The sequence below is a fragment of the Nocardia aurantia genome (assembly GCF_009604425.1).
Classification (GTDB): Bacteria; Actinomycetota; Actinomycetes; order Mycobacteriales; family Mycobacteriaceae; genus Nocardia; species Nocardia aurantia.
The window spans coordinates 407,284-424,953 of record NZ_WEGI01000005.1; the positions used below are offsets into that span (position 1 = coordinate 407,284).

General features: G+C 68.4%; 17 protein-coding genes. 5 read left to right on the forward strand and 12 right to left on the reverse strand.

The features are described from left to right. Nucleotides 1-6 precede the first annotated feature (6 nt). From dnaB to rpsF, 5 genes are all read right to left on the reverse strand, one after another. On the reverse strand, nucleotides 7-2,637 hold the full coding sequence (gene dnaB / locus NRB56_RS13575) for a replicative DNA helicase (protein WP_319942959.1): 2,631 nt from the start codon (nucleotides 2,635-2,637) through the stop codon (nucleotides 7-9). Nucleotides 2,638-3,401: 764 nt separating this feature from the next. After that, a complete protein-coding gene (rplI, locus tag NRB56_RS13580; protein WP_153341893.1) occupies nucleotides 3,402-3,857 on the reverse strand; it encodes a 50S ribosomal protein L9 in 456 nt (151 codons plus the stop codon). 14 nt (nucleotides 3,858-3,871) lie between these two features. Further along, the gene (gene rpsR, locus NRB56_RS13585; RefSeq protein ID WP_153341895.1) at nucleotides 3,872-4,123 is read right to left on the reverse strand and encodes a 30S ribosomal protein S18; all 252 of its coding nucleotides are present in this window, start codon (nucleotides 4,121-4,123) and stop codon (nucleotides 3,872-3,874) included. A gap of 55 nt (nucleotides 4,124-4,178) precedes the next feature. Further along, nucleotides 4,179-4,736 (reverse strand): single-stranded DNA-binding protein, encoded by a 558-nt coding sequence (locus NRB56_RS13590; RefSeq protein ID WP_153341897.1) that lies wholly within the window; start codon nucleotides 4,734-4,736, stop codon nucleotides 4,179-4,181. Nucleotides 4,737-4,842: 106 nt separating this feature from the next. Continuing rightward, entirely contained in the window at nucleotides 4,843-5,130 is a 288-nt protein-coding gene (gene rpsF, locus NRB56_RS13595) for a 30S ribosomal protein S6 (protein WP_026343947.1), read from the reverse strand. A gap of 172 nt (nucleotides 5,131-5,302) precedes the next feature. Between rpsF and NRB56_RS13600 the strand changes: the two genes are divergently transcribed. After that, the gene (locus NRB56_RS13600) at nucleotides 5,303-6,691 is read left to right on the forward strand and encodes a glycosyltransferase 87 family protein (RefSeq protein WP_153341899.1); all 1,389 of its coding nucleotides are present in this window, start codon (nucleotides 5,303-5,305) and stop codon (nucleotides 6,689-6,691) included. A gap of 12 nt (nucleotides 6,692-6,703) precedes the next feature. On the opposite strand, the gene NRB56_RS13605 is transcribed toward NRB56_RS13600, so the two are convergent. Further along, a complete protein-coding gene (locus tag NRB56_RS13605) occupies nucleotides 6,704-7,240 on the reverse strand; it encodes a CGNR zinc finger domain-containing protein (RefSeq protein ID WP_319942960.1) in 537 nt (178 codons plus the stop codon). 84 nt (nucleotides 7,241-7,324) lie between these two features. Between NRB56_RS13605 and NRB56_RS13610 the strand changes: the two genes are divergently transcribed. After that, nucleotides 7,325-8,278, forward strand: coding sequence for a DMT family transporter (locus NRB56_RS13610; RefSeq protein WP_153341903.1), 954 nt, complete (start codon nucleotides 7,325-7,327; stop codon nucleotides 8,276-8,278). A gap of 212 nt (nucleotides 8,279-8,490) precedes the next feature. Here NRB56_RS13610 and NRB56_RS13615 read toward each other — a convergent pair whose 3' ends face one another. Continuing rightward, complete coding sequence (locus NRB56_RS13615) at nucleotides 8,491-8,889, reverse strand: MerR family transcriptional regulator (RefSeq protein WP_153341905.1); 399 nt, start codon at nucleotides 8,887-8,889, stop codon at nucleotides 8,491-8,493. 47 nt (nucleotides 8,890-8,936) lie between these two features. Here NRB56_RS13615 and NRB56_RS13620 point away from each other — a divergent pair, with 47 nt between their 5' ends. Beyond that, nucleotides 8,937-9,749 (forward strand): MBL fold metallo-hydrolase, encoded by an 813-nt coding sequence (locus tag NRB56_RS13620; protein ID WP_153341907.1) that lies wholly within the window; start codon nucleotides 8,937-8,939, stop codon nucleotides 9,747-9,749. Here NRB56_RS13620 and NRB56_RS13625 read toward each other — a convergent pair. The 3 genes from NRB56_RS13625 to NRB56_RS13635 form a co-directional block, all read right to left on the reverse strand. Next, a complete protein-coding gene (locus tag NRB56_RS13625; protein ID WP_406603473.1) occupies nucleotides 9,691-11,436 on the reverse strand; it encodes a glycosyltransferase family 87 protein in 1,746 nt (581 codons plus the stop codon). The genes NRB56_RS13620 and NRB56_RS13625 overlap by 59 nt on opposite strands. A gap of 11 nt (nucleotides 11,437-11,447) precedes the next feature. Further along, complete coding sequence (locus tag NRB56_RS13630; protein ID WP_406603478.1) at nucleotides 11,448-13,616, reverse strand: transglycosylase domain-containing protein; 2,169 nt, start codon at nucleotides 13,614-13,616, stop codon at nucleotides 11,448-11,450. A 680-nt stretch (nucleotides 13,617-14,296) separates the two neighbouring features. Then, nucleotides 14,297-14,707 carry a DUF5318 domain-containing protein gene (locus NRB56_RS13635; protein WP_319942961.1) on the reverse strand — a complete coding sequence of 137 codons (411 nt, stop codon included), beginning with the start codon at nucleotides 14,705-14,707 and terminating at the stop codon, nucleotides 14,297-14,299. Between the two features lie 156 nt (nucleotides 14,708-14,863). Here NRB56_RS13635 and NRB56_RS13640 point away from each other — a divergent pair, with 156 nt between their 5' ends. Then, nucleotides 14,864-15,421, forward strand: coding sequence for a PadR family transcriptional regulator (locus NRB56_RS13640; protein WP_153341909.1), 558 nt, complete (start codon nucleotides 14,864-14,866; stop codon nucleotides 15,419-15,421). Next, nucleotides 15,414-16,511: an inositol-3-phosphate synthase gene (locus tag NRB56_RS13645; RefSeq protein WP_153341911.1), complete on the forward strand. Its 1,098-nt coding sequence runs from the start codon at nucleotides 15,414-15,416 to the stop codon at nucleotides 16,509-16,511. Before NRB56_RS13640 ends, NRB56_RS13645 begins: the two co-directional genes overlap by 8 nt. Before the next feature lie 196 nt (nucleotides 16,512-16,707). On the opposite strand, the gene NRB56_RS13650 is transcribed toward NRB56_RS13645, so the two are convergent. Together NRB56_RS13650 and NRB56_RS13655 are read right to left on the reverse strand one after the other, a co-directional pair. Continuing rightward, complete coding sequence (locus NRB56_RS13650; protein ID WP_319942962.1) at nucleotides 16,708-17,133, reverse strand: GyrI-like domain-containing protein; 426 nt, start codon at nucleotides 17,131-17,133, stop codon at nucleotides 16,708-16,710. Between the two features lie 10 nt (nucleotides 17,134-17,143). Next, a complete protein-coding gene (locus NRB56_RS13655) occupies nucleotides 17,144-17,608 on the reverse strand; it encodes a GyrI-like domain-containing protein (RefSeq protein ID WP_153341913.1) in 465 nt (154 codons plus the stop codon). Nucleotides 17,609-17,670: the final 62 nt, after the last annotated feature.

A 17,670-nucleotide genomic window follows, 5' to 3' on the forward strand; every position in this document is an offset into this window, starting at 1 on the left:
CGCGGGCTACCCCCGAGCCATATCGACGAACCGGCTCAGGTGCAGCTGGTGGGCGACGGTGATGGTCGCGGTCGGGCCGTTACGGTGTTTGCCGAGGATGAGGTCGGCCTCGCCGCCGCGGGGATCGTCCCGCTCGAACGCGTCGGGGCGGTGCAGCAGGATGACCATGTCGGCGTCCTGTTCCAGCGAGCCGGATTCGCGGAGGTCGGAGACCATGGGCCGCTTGTCGGTTCGCTGTTCCGGACCACGGTTCAGCTGACTGATCGCGACCACCGGGACCTCGAGCTCCTTGGCCAGCAGCTTGAGGCTTCGGGAGAATTCCGAGACTTCCTGCTGGCGGGATTCGACCTTCTTGCCGGAGGTCATCAGCTGGAGGTAGTCGACCACCACCAGCCGCAGGTCGGCGCGCTGCTTGAGCCGCCGCGCCTTCGCCCGGATCTCCATCATGGTCATGTTCGGCGAATCGTCCACGAACAGTGGGGCTTCGCTGATCTCGCTCATCCGCCGCGCCAGCTTGGTCCAGTCGTCGTCGCTCATCCGTCCGGCCCGCATGTCACCGAGCTTGATCTTCGCCTCCGCCGACAGCAGACGCATCACGATCTCGGTGCGGCTCATTTCCAGCGAGAAGATGACACTCGCCAGCCCGTGCTTGATCGAGCAACTCCGCATGAAATCCATTCCCAGCGTGGAGTTGTGGGTCGGGATCATGGCGCGACCGGCCAAGTACAGATGGTCGGGGTTGTCGACCTCGACGCAGCGCACGGGCACGCTCTCGACGCGTCGTACGTCGACCACGTACCGGGAGCCGGATCGCGCGGTGCTGCGTGTGGCGCGACGCTCCTTGTGCAGCAGGTGTTTCCGATGCAATCCGAAGACCTGGTCGTCGGTGGCGAAGGTCAGTGTGTACGCGGTCGACGACGCTTCGGATCGTCCTCGGACCCGTTTGGTCGTTCGGTGGCAGCGGTAGCCGAGACCGACGATCAACTCCTCGACGTCTCGTGCCAGCCGACGATTGGTGATGGTGAATTGCACGGAGCCACCGTGGGTCACGGTTCCGTCGGTGTCCAGTAGTCCGGCCAGCAAGGCCCTGCGTTGGCGCTCCGAGGACCGGAGATAGTGGATCGGAATGTGCTTGGCGCTCAGCACGCCCAGAGTTCGTAAGCGAGCTTGCACGGATCCCACAGCGTTCCGGCATCTCTGGCACAGCCGCAGCCCGATCGAGGCTTCGCCGCACTGCGGGCAGGTCGGAGCCGGAACCGGGGCCGATACGAATCGGGCCTTGCCGCCGCAACTTCGGCCGCAGGTCCGGATCTCGCTGGTGAAGGGAACGAATTCGGCACCGCAGACCACGCAGGATCGTGGGGCGACGGGTTCGTCGTCCGGTAATCGCAGGGAGTACCGCAAGGCGGTGGTTTCCGATGGGGCGGCGACTATGCCCTCGGCCTCGATGCGGGCCACGACCTCGGGGTCCGCCGTGGTCAGTTGGGCGGCGGCCGAGGTGCCGTCGCCCAGCCAGGCGCCGAGGGTGTACGGCGGTACGAGAAGGTGCTGATCCGGGAGTTGCAGGGGGGCGGTGTTCGCCACCGAATGGTTGAGGCGGCGGTCGGCCGTGGCACAGCGCAGTGTGGCGGCGATCTCGGCGGTGGTGCGGACCGCTGCGAACGTGCGCTGGGTGCGGTATCGGTGGTATCCGCTCGCGGCCTGCTGGGCCGATCGCCGTGATGCGCGGGTCTCGGTCAGCCATTGGTGCTGCTCGTCCGCGACGATGACTGTGCCGTCGGAGAATTCGACCTCGTAGCAGGGGCGGTCGAGGAGGACCTCGGTGGCGGCCACGACGCGGGTCGGGCGGCCGTGGGCATCGAGGAGCCGATCGCCCACGGCGACTTCGCCCATCGTGGTCCAGCCGGTGGGGGTGGGCAGGGGAGTGTCGAGGGCGAGGGCCTTGCCGACGCCGGGGCGGGCCGCGACGATGATCATCTGGCCGGGGTGGAGGCCGTTGGTGATCTCGTCGAGTTCGGTGAAGCCGGTGGGGACGCCGAGGGACATGCCGCCGCGGCTGGCGATGGAGTCGATCTCGTCCATCGTGGGTTGCAGCAGTTCTTCCAGGGGGCTGTAGTCCTCGCTGGAGCGGCGCTCGGTGACCTCGTAGATCTCGGCCTGGGCGCGGTCGACGACCTCGGCCACGTCCTGGCCGTCGGCGCCGGCGTAGCCGTATTGCACGATGCGGGTGCCGGCTTCGACGAGGCGGCGCAGGATCGCCTTCTCCGCAACGATTTCCGCGTAGTAGGAGGCGTTGGCGGCGGTGGGGACGGTCTGGGTGAGGGTGACCAGGTAGGGCGGGCCGCCGATGCGTTTGAGTTCGTTGCGGCGGTCGAGGGAGGCGGCCACGGTGACCGGGTCGGCCGGCTCGCCGCGGCCGTACAGGTCGAGGATCGAGTCGTAGACGGCCTGATGCGCGGGACGGTAGAAGTCGCCGGGGCGCAACACTTCCACGACGTCGGCGATGGCGTCCTTGCTGAGCAGCATGCCACCCAGCACCGACTGCTCGGCCGCCATGTCGTGCGGTGGTTGCCGGCCGAAATCCTCTCCGGGAGCATCCGAGTACTCCGAGTGCCCGCGATCATCGACGACTGCCACCAGACTCGACCGTCCTCTCTCCCCACGCCCGGCTTGCGGACCTTCCGATGCCATCGGCGATGAACGTTCGACGATGACCTCCGACGATGATGTTGTACGCCTGGGCACTGACATTCGCGGCGGTGCACCCCGCGTCACCTCGGCCGTTGCCGCATTCTCGCAGGGCGGTCGCAGCAAACCGAGGGTGCGCGGTGCGGGGCCGATCGAATGGGCTGTTCCGAGCGTCCGATCATCGCACCGGGGAAGAACCTAGGGGACCGGGCTGGGGACTACAAACGCTTGTGTGTGCAGACTTGTGGATAAACTGGGCACAGTTCACCTGCCGTTGTGCACCCCCTGTGTACTACTTGGGGACAACCGGATTCGATCCCGCACGAGCGGCAGGTAGATCTGTGTTCTGCGGGTTGCGCACTTGTGGATCAAATTCCCTACGGCGTGTCGTTCGAGGTGAACGGCCGGGCGTGTTGGGTTAACAAGTGTGCGCGCGCTGTGTGACCGGTGACACAATGCGATCGGTCGGTTCTCGAGTTGTCCACATATCCGCAGGACCTGCGGATAAATGCGGTATCGATGCGGCGTGGATCACAATTCGCCGGGCGTCGATCCGTGACCGATCACCTGCGAATCGCTGGCTAACTATTCGCAAATATCGAGAGCGCGCAGGAGAAAGCCACCCCCGTACCGAAATACGGAGGTGGCCTGTCCAGTGGGCTACGGCAGACGCCGCGGCGGCGGGCGGTACCCGGACGAGTACCGCCGCAGCATCACTCGGCGCCGAGAACCTGCAGGTCGAACTTCGCGACCACGTCGGGGTGCAGGTGCACCGCGACGGTGTGCTTGCCGGTGCTCTTGATGTGCGCCTTCGGCAGCTCGATGCTGCGCTTGTCGACGACCGGGCCGCCGGCCGACTTGAGCGCGGCGGCGACGTCGGACGGGGTGACCGAGCCGAACAGCTTGCCGGTACCCGCGGTCTTGACCGTCAGGGAGACCGAATCCAGGCCCTGGATGGCCTGCTTCAGCTCGTTGGCGTGGTCGAGGTCGCGCACGCGACGGGCCTCCTGGGCCCGGCGGATGCCCGCCACCTGCTTCTCCGCGCCCCGGGTGGCGGTGATCGCCAGGCCGCGCGGCAGCAGGTAGTTACGGCCGTAACCGTCCTTGACCTCCACGGTGTCGCCGGGCGCACCGAGGTTGTCCACATCAGCGGTCAGAATGAGCTTCATCGTGTGCCTCCCTCTCAGCGAGCCGTGGACACGTACGGCAGCAGCGCCACTTCGCGGCTGTTCTTGACCGCGATGGCGATGTCCCGCTGGTGCTGCACGCAGTTGCCGGTGACCCGACGGGCACGGATCTTGCCGCGGTCGCTGACGTACTTGCGCAGCAGTGCCGTGTCCTTGTAGTCGATCTCGACGACCTTGCCTTTGCCTTCTTTGCAGAAGGTGCAGGCCTTCTTCTTCAGCACCTTTTCGCGCGCCGGTGCTTTGGCCATTTTTCTTACTCCGTAATGTCTGGGAGCCGCATTCGCGGACCCGAGCGTGAGCCGTCTAGAACGGCGGTTCGTCGTCCATCTGGCCGCCCCCGAAGGAGCCGGCCGCGGGAGCGCTGCCCCACGGGTCGTCGCCGGCACTCTGGCCGCGACCACCACCGGAGCCGCTGAAGCCCCCACCTCCGCCACCGGAATTGGAGTTGGAGTTGCCGCCGCCGCCGAAGCCGCCGCCGCCACCACCTCCGCCGCCCCGCGTGGTCTTGTTGACCTTCGCGGTGGCATAACGCAGGGAAGGACCCACCTCGTCGACCTCGAGCTCGACGACCGAGCGCTTCTCACCCTCGCGGGTCTCGTACGAGCGCTGCTTCAGCCGTCCGCTGACGATGACGCGGGAGCCGCGAGTGAGGCTCTCGGCGACGTTCTCCGCCGCCTCGCGCCAGATGTTGCAGCGCAGGAACAGCGCCTCGCCGTCTTTCCACTCGTTGCTCTGCCGGTCGAACACGCGCGGGGTCGAGGCGACGGTGAAATTGGCCACCGCCGCGCCCGCGGGCGTGAATCGAAGCTCCGGGTCCGCCGTCAAATTGCCGATGACGGTGATGACCGTATCGCCTGCCATGGGTTCCTCCTGCTTTCCGGTGCAGTCCGCGTGCACTCGTCGGTTGCGCTAGAGCCTAGAGACAGGCTCGGACGTATACCGGCACGGTCACGCGAACACAGGGGATTTACTTGCCGTGGCGCAGGACCTTGGTGCGCAGCACGGTCTCGTTCAGCCCCAGCTGGCGGTCGAGCTCGCTCACGGTGGCCGGCTCGGCGGTCAGATCGACGACCGCGTAGATGCCTTCGCTCTGCTTGGCGATCTCGTAGGCCAGACGACGCCGGCCCCAGATGTCGACCTTGTCGATCTTGCCGCCTTGTTGCGGGACCACGGAGAGCAGCTTGTCCAGGTTCGGACCGACAGTGCGCTCGTCCAGGGTCGGATCGAGGATGACCATCACTTCATAATGACGCACGGGAACCCATCACCTCCTGTGGACTGGAAACGGCCACGGACGGTCCGTGGCAGGAGGGGTCGTTGCGTCAGCAACCCGACAAGGCTACCCGACCGCAGGTCCGTCCCCGAAATCGATCCCGCGGGAAATGAGAATGCGGCGCTGATCGGGTAGTCCACCTATCGTGGTGCCCATGTCGAGTCGACCTGCCGCCGGCGGTACCGTCCGCGCGGTGGGCCGGGGGCTCGCGGTGACCGCGGTCCTGCTCTGCGCGGTCACCCTGATATTCGCGTATCTGAACAAGGCTCGTTGTGCGGGAGCGCCTTTCACGGCCGACGGTCGCAGCCTGCTGTTCGACCGGTTCAAGGATTCCGAGGTCTGCTACTCGGACATCCAGTTCCTCTGGCTCGGCCGCGACATCAATATGCACGTCTTCCCGTATGTGAACGGCGACATCACGCCCGACGGCACGCTGATCGGCGGGGCCGTGGAGTATCCGGTGCTCAGCGGGCTGCTCATGTGGCTCGGCGCGGCGGGTGCGGACAACGACGCCGATTTCCTGTTGCACTCGGCGCTGCTGCTGGCGCCGTTCGCGCTGCTCATCGCCTGGATGCTGGGCCGGTTGTCGGGTTCGGCGGCGTTCCTGTGGGCGGTCGGGCCGCCGCTGGTGCTCTACGCCTTCCACAATTGGGAGTTGCCGGTGGTGTGCACGGCGGTCGGGGCGGTGTACGTGCTCGCGACGCTGACCCGATATTCGCTGCGGACCCGGGGGATCATCGCGGCTGTGTTGCTCGGGATCGGATTCTGTCTCAAGCTCTATCCGGGCATCTTCGTGCTGCCGCTGCTGGCCTATGTCCTGACCGGGGGCGAAGAGTTCGACGGTCCCGGCGACGGGCGCGGGCGGCGCTACGACCTCGGATCCGCCGCGGCGGTGGTGCTGGCCGCGGTGACGACGGTCGTGCTGATCAATCTGCCGTTCGCGCTGGCCGGGTATCACGGCTGGCGGGCCTCCATCACCTTTCAGCAGATGCGGCAGGCCGATATCACCACCAATTCCATCTGGTACTGGGGAGTGCGGCCGATGTTCGGCGATCTGCCGGGTAGCGAGCAGTCCTTCCAGGAAGTGGTGTCGGCGGCCTCGCCGGCGTTGATCCTGGTGTCGTTCGTGCTGGCGATGTGGTTGGGGTGGCGGCGTTTCCGGACCACCGGCGTCTTTCCGTGGGTCGGGGTGAGCGGGGCGATGCTGTGTGGATTCCTGCTTTTCCACAAGGTGCACTCGCCGCAGTACACGCTCTGGCTGCTGCCGTTCATGATCCTGCTGGACGTGCCCTGGACGGCGATCGGCCTGTATCTGCTGGCGGACCTGGCTATCGGCATCGGTGTATTCCGCTATTTCCATTCGCTCGGCACGACGGGCGAGGCGGATGTCGAGCAGAACGTCGTCCTGTTCGGGGTGTGGGGACGCGCGATCCTGCTGGTGTTCTTCTTCTTCGCCTTCATCCGGGCGCGGCCGCGCCACGGCGAACCGGAACCGCCGGCGGTCGGCCGTCCGGCGAGCGAACTCGTGGCGGTCGGTCACTGAGTGCGGCGCCGATCACGCTCCGTGCCGCTGCCGGAACGCCGCGCTCTTGGCCCGGTTGCCGCAACCGGCCATATCGCACCAGCGGCGTGAGCCGCCGCGCGAGGTGTCGACGTACAACCGGGTGCAGGTGTCCCGGCCGCACTGTTTGACGCGGGACCGGTCCGGGCTGCCGAGCAGTTCGATCGCCGACCGGGCGATCGCGGCGAGCGCGGCGTCGACGGTGCCGGTGCGCCGGACGACCCCGTCGGCGACCAGTTCCACCCGAGGCGGGCAGCCGCGGGCGACCTCGTTGAGCAGCGCCGAATCCGCGGGGTCGAACGGTTCGCCGTGCAGGGCGCCGACGCCGAGCCGGTAGATCGCCTCGCGGAGCTCCACGGCCGGTCGCAGCGCCTCGGCGTCGCCCGCCGGGACGGCATCGAGCAGTCCGGCGGCGACCAGCCAGTCCGCCAGATCGGCGGCGGTGACCAGCCGGTCGCGGTACTCCGTGGTGCGCGCCTCGACGGTACCGGCGTAGTCCAGGGCGAGATTCCCGCTGACGAAGGTGAACACCTCTCCGATCATAACCGCCTTGACAGGTTACTGTGGGCGATGTGACAGTAGTAACCAGTCAAGGTGGTTACTTTGGGAGGATCGATGCACACTCGGGCATTGACGGTGGCGGCGCCGACGGCCTTCGTCCTCATGTGGAGCAGCGCGTTCATCGCGGGAGTCGTCGGAGTCGGCGCGGCGCCTCCGATGTTGTTGCTGTTCGGCCGATTCGGCCTGGCCGGTCTGGCGCTCGCGGCGTATGCCGTTGTGGCGCATGCCGAATGGCCGCGCGGACGGCAGCTGGCCCATGCAATCGTGGCGGGTCTGCTGATGCAGATCGTCCAGTTCGGCGCCTTCTACACGGCCATGGCCGAACATGTCTCTGCGGCAGTGGTTTCCCTGGTGCAGGGCCTCAACCCGGTGGTGATCGCGCTGTTCGCCGGCCGGGTGCTGGGGGAGCGGGTGTCCCGCCGGCAGTGGCTGGGTTTCGCCGTTGGTGGCGTCGGCGTCGCGCTGGCGGTCGCCGATCAGTCGGCGTTGTCGATGGCCGGCCTGCTGCTCTGCGTCGTCGGCCTGCTGGGCCTGAGTCTGGGGACGGTGTACCAGAAACGATTCACTCCGGAGATCGACTCCCGATCGGCCACCGCGGTACACGCGCTGGCCAGCGCCCCGGTCGCGGGCCTGCTCGCCCTGGCCCACCACGATTTCCACGTGGCGGATCCCGCGCGCTTCGCGGGCGCCCTGGCGTGGATGGTGCTGGTGAATGCGATGGGCGCGTTCCTGTTGCTGAACGCCATGTTGCGCCGCTGGGACACCACCCGAGTCGGCAGACTGTTCTTCGCCACCCCGGCCGTCACCGCGCTGCTGGCCTGGCTGGTGGTGGGCCAGCCGCTGCACCCGCTGACCGTCGCGGGACTGGCCGTCGGTGTCGTCGGTCTGGTGCTGGCCGCTCGTCGCACCGCACCGTTTACCGAATCGGTTGTCTCCCAGCCTGTTCCGCTGGCGGCATCCGAGCCGCGCGCGCTCGCCACGCCCCGGCACGTCCGCGCGGCGAGCTGACCGCGTCGATGCAGTGTCGGCCCGCCCCTGCGGGGCAGGCCGACCATGCTGTCGTCACAGCCGGGGCGGTCGGCCACTCGACCGCGAGTGCCGAGACGCCGGTGCGCACTCATCGCTGAAATTGTTGGTACGCAAGCGGTTCCGCGCCCGTCGCGCGGAGCCGGGAAAGCCCGTCGGTTCGGCCGGTCGGCGGTCGCCCGTCCGCCGCGCCCTCACGCTGCGACGGGAACCCGCAGCATCGAGGTGAATTCGGGGCAGTCCACCAGCAGCGCGTGATCACAGGTAGCGGCGTGGTCCAGGGCGTCGCGCATCCGGATCAGCCGGGCGATGTCCTCGTCGACCTCGCGCGCCTTCGCCGAGAGTCGTTCGCGCAGTGCCGTATCGCCCGGTGTGGCGCGCAGGACCCGCTCGATCTCGGCGATGGTGAATCCCGCGCGGCGGGCGCAGGAGATCAACGCCAGGCGGGTGACCACCTCGGGGGCGTAACTGCGGCGCAGCCCGTTGCGGCCGGCGGGGACGATCAGGCCCTTCTTCTCGTAGAAGCGCAGGGCCGAGGGTGCGAGCCCGGATCGCGCCGCCACCTCGGCGATGTCGAGCAGATCGGAATCCATCGCGGCTCCTTGACTTGAAGTGCAGTTCAAGTCACAGACTAGCCGACATGACGATTCATCACCTCAACTGCGGATCCGTCCGGCGGATCGAAGCGACCTATTCCGGCCCGGAGCCCGCCGCGGCCGTCAACCACTGCCTGCTGGTCGAGACCGGCGACGGCCTGGTCCTGGTGGAGACGGGAATGGGCCTCGACGATGTGCGCGACCCGGACGGCACCCTCGGCGCGGAATGGGTGGCGATGGCGGGCCCGGTCCTGGACGAGGCCGAGACGGCGATCCAGCAGATCCGGCGGCTCGGCCACGACCCCGCGGACGTGCGGCACATCCTGCTGACCCACCTCGACGTCGACCACTGCGGCGGGCTACCGGACTTCCCGCAGGCCGACGTGCACGTGCTGACGGCCGAACTCGACGCCGCGCTGGCCGAGGCGCCGTCGCGGCGCTACCGACCGGCGCACTGGGCACACGGACCCAGGTGGGTCACCCACACCGCGCGGCGCGATCGTGACTGGTTCGGCTTCGACGCGATCGAACCGGCCGGCCTACCGCCGGAGTTCCTGTTGGTCCCACTGGGCGGGCACACCGCCGGACATACCGGTATCGCGGTGCGCGACGGCGACCGATGGCTGCTGCACTGCGGGGATGCCTACTACTACCACCGCGAACTGGACGAGGAGCACCATCCGCATCCGATCCTGGACATGGTCCAGACCGGCTTCGAGGTGCACCGGGACCTACGGCTCGGCACACAGGCGCGGCTGCGCGAACTGGTCCGGCGGCACGGCGACGAGGTGACCACGATCAGTGCCCATGATCCGTGGGAATGGCAACGGCTGGTTCGGGATTCGGTAGCGGCCTGAGCGATGGCGGGGTGGGTTGCGGTTGCAGGGCGAGCGGCAGCCAGGGCAGCAGCGGGTCGACCGCGTGGTCCAGGATGCCGCCCCCCGGATCGTCGACCCCGCCCCGTCGCACGGGATCGGTTGCGGGCCGGTAGATCTCCCGGATGATCAGGGCACACAGCCCGACGACGGCCAGATCCCGCAGCGCCACCGTGCCGGTGAACCACTGCTCCGGCACGCCCTTGCGGTCGGTGCCCAGGTAGTAGTACATCCGGGGGAACCACACCAGGGCGTCGATCGTCATCCACGCCAACAGGATTCGCCGATGCGGCAGCGCCAGCACGGCCAGCGGGACCAGCCACAGCGAATACTGCGGGCTCCACACCTTGTTGGTGATCAGGAAGGCCGCCACCACCAGGAATGCCAACTGCGCCAACCGCGGCCGGCGCGGCGCGGTGAGCCCGATGTAGGCGATGACCGCGCAGGCGACCAGGAACAGCAGCAGCGACACGGCATTCAGCAGGGTCGGTGTGTGCTCCGGATTCAGCGGACCGTCGAAACCCTGCCAGCCGGTGAACGAGGTCACCACGTTGTAGATCGAATCCGGGTCGGCGTGCCGTTCGGTGTTGAGTCGGAAGAACTCCCACCAGCCGCCCCGGAACGGCAGGGCGATGGGCAGATTCACCGCCAGCCACGCGACCGCGGCCCCGGCGACGGTCAGACCCGCGGCGCGCAACGGACGGATCCGCGCGCCGGCCAGATATTCGCGGATCGCATCGCCGGTGTCGATCCCGCGGTGCCACAACAGGTCTCGCAGGCCGGGCAGTCGTTGCCGACTGTCGGTGCGCAGGCACAGCAGCACGATCGGGCCGAGCAGCAGCAGCGGATACAGCTTCGCCGCCCCGCCCAGTCCGAGCAGGATCCCGGCCAGTACCGGCCGCCGGCGCGCCCAGGCCAGCATCCCGCCGGCCGCGAACGCCGTGGCCAGCGCGTCGAAATTGGTGAAGATGTGCACCAGGACCAGCGGCGAGAGCGCGACCAGCGCGGCATCCCACACCCGCCGCCCGGCCAGCTGCGACGAGGCCCACACGGTCACCAGCCAGGCCATCGCCAGACCCAGTGCGGCGGTGTCGAAGTACAGCACCACCGGCAGCGCCTTGGGCGTCAGCCGGATCCGGCTCCAGGCGTACGAGACCTCCGCGGCGCCGTACTGATAGAGCCCGGACAACACCGGATATTCCATGTACCGGGTGTGCGGGCGGCCGTCGCCGTCGAAGTCGGTCCACTGTTTGCGGTACGGGAACGCGAGTTCGTTGAGATGTTCGGCGCCGTAGAGCGGGACGGTGTCCGAATAGCACATCGCCACGTACTGCCGGCCGTTGGACCAGTCCAGCGTGAGCTGGCCGGAACTGTCCGTGGTCTGCTGGATGCAGGCGGCCTTGCCGGCCCAGCCCAGCGCCAGGAACACCAGGGCGAAGGCCAGCAGGACGCGCAGCGGCGTCCAGAACCGGACCCGGCCGATGAGGGCGTGCTCACCGACCGGCCCGCCCACGATCGGGGACAGTTGCGCGGCCAGCGTGTCGGTGCGACTCGGCTTGTCCCGGCGGTCCACCGACCGCAGGTTCGCCGCCAGCGGCACCGGCGACGTCTCCCCCGACACCGGCGCGTCGCTCACGGCCGGTGTCCGCACCAGTTGCTGCTCGGTCACGGGACCAGAGGCTACCGTTGCCGAGTCGGATAGGTCCCGGTCCCGGCGCCGCCCTGGGAGTATCCGCCGCCGCCACCACCGCTGGTGGTCGGCGCCGCGCCCTCCGAGGTGGCCATCGGCTGACCGGGCAACGGGCCCGGCCCCGACTCCTGCTGCTCGTCCGGTTGCTGCTGTTGCTGCGGCTGCTGCCGCGGGTTGGGCGCGAGCCCGGGGACCGGGATCTTCACGCCGGGCAGGATCTCCACCTGCGACGGGGTGACCACCACCGGCGGCTCGAACGGCGCACGCGGGGTCGTCGACGCCGGCGTGTACGGCGCGGACCAGGACGGCACACCGGCCTGGCCGCCGATCGCGGCGGGCTTCGGGAAGTCCTCGTTCGGCGTGCCCTTCAGCGCGCCGTCCATGGTGTCCTTCCAGATGTTGGACGGCAGGTTGGAGCCGTACATGATCGCGCCGCCCGGTGTCTTCAATGCGACACCCTGTTCGGTACCGGCCCAGACGGCGGTCGCGAGCGAGGGGGTGAAGCCGATCATCCAGGCGTCGCGGTTCTGGCCGGTGTCGCCGAGCTGGGTGGTACCGGTCTTGGCGCCGGACTTACGCCCCCCGGCGAGGTTGTGGTTGAGCGACCAGCCGGCGATCGGCTCCATCGCGGCGACCACGTTGTCGGCCACCGCGGCCGCGACCCGCTGCTCGCCGGGCACCTGGCCGCGGTCGAGCAGGACGGTGCCGTCCGCGGCCACGACCTTCTGCACGAAGTGCGGCTTGTGGTAGACGCCGGAGGCGGCGATCGTCGCGTACGCCGACGCCATGTCCAGCGGGCGGACCTGGTACTGGCCCAGGATGATGCCGTTGTTGGGGCCGTTGCCGTCGGGCTCGGTCAGGGTCTTGCCGACGCCCTGGATGGTGTCCGGGATGCCGAGCTTGTGCGCCATCGCGGCGATCTTCTCCGGGCCGTTCGGCATGTCCAGCTCCATGCGGTAGAAGCTGGTGTTCAGCGAGCGCTTGAGGGCCTCGGCGATGGTGCAGGTGCCACAGGTCTCGCCCTCGGCGTTGGTGATCTTGATGCCGTTCACGGTGAGATCCGCGCTGTCGTACATCGTCGACAGCGGCTTGCCCAGCTCCAGATTCTCCGCCAGGCCGAACACCTTGAACGTCGAACCGGACATCAGGCCGGCGTTGGCGAAGTCGAAGCCCTGACCGTTGTCGCCGCCGTAGTACGCCTTCACGGCGCCCGTCTTCGGGTCGATCGACACCGCGGCGGTACGCACCTCGGGCCGCTGGCCGTCCATGTTCTTGTTCACCGCGTCGATCATGGCCTGCTGAGCCTTGGCGTCGATGGTGGTGGTGATGGTCAGGCCCTGCGTGTTGAGCTGGTGCTCGTTGATGCCGGCGGCGGACAGCTCGTCCAGCACCTGGGTCTTGATCAGGCCCTCCGGGCCGCTGCCCAGGCCGCCGTCGTTCTCGCGCTGAGCGGCCGTGACGACCTGCGGGTACTCCAGCTTCTGCCGGTCGGGCGCGGCCAGGTTGCCCCCGGCGACCATGCCGTCCAGCACGTAGTTCCAGCGGGCCTGCGCACCCTTCGGGTTCTTCTCCGGATCGAGGTTGGACGGCTGCTGGATGGTGGCCGCCAGCACCGCGCCCTCGGCGACCGTCAGGTCCTGCACCTTCTTGTCGAAGTACGCCTTGGACGCCGCGTCGATGCCGTACGCGCCACGGCCGAAGTAGATGGTGTTCAGGTACGCGGTGAGGATCTGGTCCTTGCTCCACTGCTGCGCCATCTTGGACGAGATCACCAGCTCGCGCACCTTGCGGGAGAGCGAATGCTCGTTACCGACCATGGCATTCTTGACGTACTGCTGGGTGATCGTGGAACCACCGCCGGCGTCGTCCTGGCCGGTGGCGTTGCGGTACAGCGCGCGACCGAAGCCGGAGATGGAGAAGCCCGGGTTGGTGTAGAAGGTGCGGTCCTCGGCCGCGATCACCGCGTTACGCACGTGCGGCGGGATCTGGTCGATGGTGACATCGGTGCGGTTGCCCTGCGGCGGCACCACTTTACCGAGCACACTCGTGCCGTCGGCGGCGAAGATGGTCGCCACCTGGTTGGTCTTCAGATCGTCCGGCTGCGGCACCTTCACCGTGCTGTACGACAGCAGGAACATCGCGCTGGGCGCGATGAACATCAGCGCGATGAAGACGTAACACACTCGGCGGACGATCCGCCAGGTCGAGCGGCGTCTGCCCGGGGGTCTGCCACCCGGGCCGCGGCCACCGCGGCCCGGACCGCTCGGCGGGGCGCCGGAACCGGCCGGGCGCATCGCGCGCTGCACCCGCCGGGTGGGGCTGTCGAGCGCGTCCTTCGGGATCTTCTGGGTGGCCTGGGATTCGTTCGGGACCCCGGGCCGCCCGGGTGGTTCGGTCCGGCGGTTCGGGCCGGTCGGCGGGCGGTTCGGATCGCGCGGGGGCTGCCCCCCGCGCGGCGGCTGCCCGTTGGGCCCGCGCGGTGGCTCGTTCGGGCCGCGCGGCGGCGGGGGACGCCGGGGATCGCCGTCGGCGGGGCCGCGGCGGATCGTCGGATCACCGGGCTGCGGCGGCCGGCCGGGGGCGCGCGGCGGCTGACCGCCCTGGGGCCCGGGACCCTGCCCTGGACGAACCGGCGGCAGCGGACGTCCCGGCGGCGGCCCGGCCGGCCGGGGCGGCGGATAGCCCCCCGGGCCCGGTTGTGGGCCCCGCGGGGGGCGTCCGCCTTGCGGTCCATCGTCGTAGGGCGAAGTCACAGGCTGGATCTCCATTACTCGAAGTCGGTCCGGGTGGCGCTGGGTACGGGCACGCAGGTGCCCCCCGTCTCAGCCGAAGGTCCCCATCATTCGGCGGCGGTCCGACGATTGCCGGCCCGGCGACGAGTCGACGTCGGAGCGCGACCGAGGAGGTAGGACTGCACCAGATGGTTCCAGCTACAGGTCCGACACACCTCGACGACATGCACCGAAAACTCCTCGCGGGTTTCGGCCATCCGGGCCAACTCCTCGGGGGTTCGCGCGGAGCCGGCCATCGGACCCAGTCCGTCGCCGTAGACCCACGATACGAGGGTCAGTTGCTCCTTGCGGCAGATGGGACAAGTGGAGTCACTCGGCCGGCCGTGAAACTTCGCCGCTCGCAACAGATACGGATTCGCGTCGCAGACCTCGGCCATGGCGACGCGGCCCGCATAGACATCGGACAGCAGCAACCGGCGCCGGAGCGCGTAGTCGACCACCTGCCGCTGGATTTGCACGCCACCCAGAGTAGCCGCCCGCGCTGAGGCCGGGTGTGGCGCTTTGAGGCCGCTGGGCGGTGGTCTCGAACACCCTGCGCGAAGATGTATCGCTCCGATATAGTGGGTAATCGCATCGACGGTTAGGTCTGTACAACAGTCAGGAGGTGAGGCCCGATGCTCGAACTGGCGATTCTCGGGCTGCTCCTGGAGTCGCCCATGCACGGCTACGAGCTGCGCAAGCGGCTCACCGGCCTGCTGGGGCCGTTCCGGGCCTTCTCCTACGGATCGCTGTATCCGACCCTGCGACGTATGCAGGAGGACGGACTACTCGCCGAGGAGAGCCCGGTCGGGGCGATCACCCGCCGCGCCCGCCGGGTCTATCAACTGACCGAGCTCGGCCGGGAGCGGTTCGGTGAACTGCTCGCCGACACCGGCCCGCAGAACTACACGGACGACGGCTTCGGCGTCCACCTCGCCTTCTTCAACCGCACGCCCGCCGAGGCGCGCATGCGGATTCTCGAGGGCAGGCGACGGCAGGTCGAGGAGCGCCGGGAGGGACTGCGCGAGGCGATCAAACGGGCCAGCGGAACCCTGGATCGCTATACCCGCCAGCTCCACCAACTCGGCCTCGAATCGAGCGAGCGCGAAGTGCGCTGGCTCAACGAGTTGATTGCAGCAGAGCAATCACTGAACGCGGCACCACAGAAAGAGGGAAATATCGGCCATGAGTGATGTCAACACGGCTGAACACGCGAACCAGATTCGCGTCGCCATCGTAGGTGTGGGTAACTGCGCGTCGTCGCTGATCCAGGGCGTCCAGTACTACAAGGACGCGGACGAGACCTCGACCGTGCCCGGCCTCATGCACGTCAAGTTCGGCCCCTACCACGTCCGCGATGTGAAGTTCGTCGCCGCGTTCGACGTCGACGCCAAGAAGGTCGGTTTCGACCTGTCGGACGCGATCTTCGCCAGCGAGAACAACACCATCAAGATCTCCGACGTGCCGCCCACCGGCGTGACCGTGCTGCGCGGCCCGACGCTGGACGGTATCGGCAAGTACTACGCGGAGACCATCGAGCTGTCCGAGGCCGACCCCGCCGACGTGGTGCAGACGCTGAAGGACGCGAAGGTCGACGTGATGGTGTCCTACCTGCCGGTGGGCTCCGAGGAGGCCGACAAGTTCTACGCGCAGTGCGCGATCGACGCGGGCGTCGCGTTCGTCAACGCGCTGCCGGTGTTCATCGCCTCCGACCCGGTGTGGGCGCAGAAGTTCGCCGACGCCGGTGTCCCGATCGTCGGCGACGACATCAAGAGCCAGGTCGGCGCGACCATCACCCACCGGGTGATGGCGAAGCTGTTCGAGGATCGCGGCGTCCAGCTCGATCGCACCATGCAGCTGAACGTCGGCGGCAACATGGACTTCAAGAACATGCTCGAGCGCGAGCGGCTGGAGTCCAAGAAGATCTCCAAGACCCAGGCTGTCACCAGCAACCTGAAGAAGGAGATGAGCGCCAACGACGTGCACATCGGCCCGTCCGATCACGTCGGCTGGCTGGACGACCGCAAGTGGGCCTACGTGCGGCTCGAGGGCCGCGCCTTCGGCGACGTGCCGCTGAACCTGGAGTACAAGCTCGAGGTGTGGGATTCGCCGAACTCGGCGGGCATCATCATCGACGCGATCCGCGCCGCGAAGATTGCCAAGGACCGCGGCCTCGGCGGCCCGATCCTGCCGGCCTCGGCCTACCTGATGAAGTCGCCCCCGAAGCAGCTGGCCGACGACGTCGCCCGCACCCAGCTCGAGGCGTTCATCATAGGCGCTTGACCGCCTCTCCGCGATTCAGGCCATACCGCCTCTCCGCGATTCAGGCCATGTCGTAGGTGCCTCGGGAGTTGGTTCCAGGTCCCACCCGGGCGCCGCTCGGGTGGGAGTTTCCCGGGGAGTTACCCATGTCCTCGCCAGATCAGCCGGTCACCCCTGCACTCTCGGCGCTGAGCCGAGAGTGCAGGGGTGCTTCGTCTCAGTCCAGGGAGACGTAGACCTCGACCGAGGCCGGGCCGGTGTACCGCTCGATCTCGGCGGTGTGCGAGCGGGTGATGGTGCCCGCGTTCTCGGCGCGCGCCACCGCGGCCCAGGCCGTGCGCAGCAGGTCGTACGGCTTGTCGGTGACCACGAAGCGGGCGTAGCGGCCGGCCGGGATGCGGGTCAGCACGTCGCCGGTGTCCAGATCGTCGAGGCCGGCCAGCTCGTAGCCGAGGACGGCGACGGCATGGTCGTTCTGGCCGATGTAGGCGGCGACGCGGGGCGCGTCCTTCTGCCGGGCCAGGTACCGGTCCCAGGTGAAGTTCACCAGATCCAGATCGCGTGCGGTGACCTCACGGCCGGCCAGGGGGACCGTGAGCCCGCCGACCAGGCTCTCCGCCAATCGCACGATTTCGAAATCCACGCGTACCCCTCTACCTGTTCCCGGTCGCGGTCTCGTCGGCCAGGGCGACGAACACCTCGACGGTGTGCGAATCCGGATAGTGCTCGAAATCACCGGTGTACGACCGCACCAGCGTGCCGGCGGCCTCGAGATCCCACACCGCCCGCCAGATCGACACGATGATGTCGCCCAGATTGTCGCCGGTGCTCTGGAAGCGGGCGAAACGTCCGGCGGGGACCCGCGCGAGCACGTCGCCGGGCTGCAACTCGGCGAGGCTCTCACAGCGGTAGCCGACGATATGGGTGAGGTACGAGCCGATCTCCGGCGCGTGGTCCACGTACGCGGTGGCCGGTGGGCCGGGGAGGGTGCGGGCGAGATTTCGTTTCCACGCCTCCTCCACCTTCAGCCGGCGCGGTCCCTCGACCGCCAGGGCCGGGCTGCGCAGCACCGTCCCGGCTACCAGCGTCTCGTGGCGCTCAACGACATTGAAGTCCATCGGTGTCGCCCCTATGTCTCGTGCTGTATGGAATCCCACCCGGCTCCCTGGTCCATCACTTT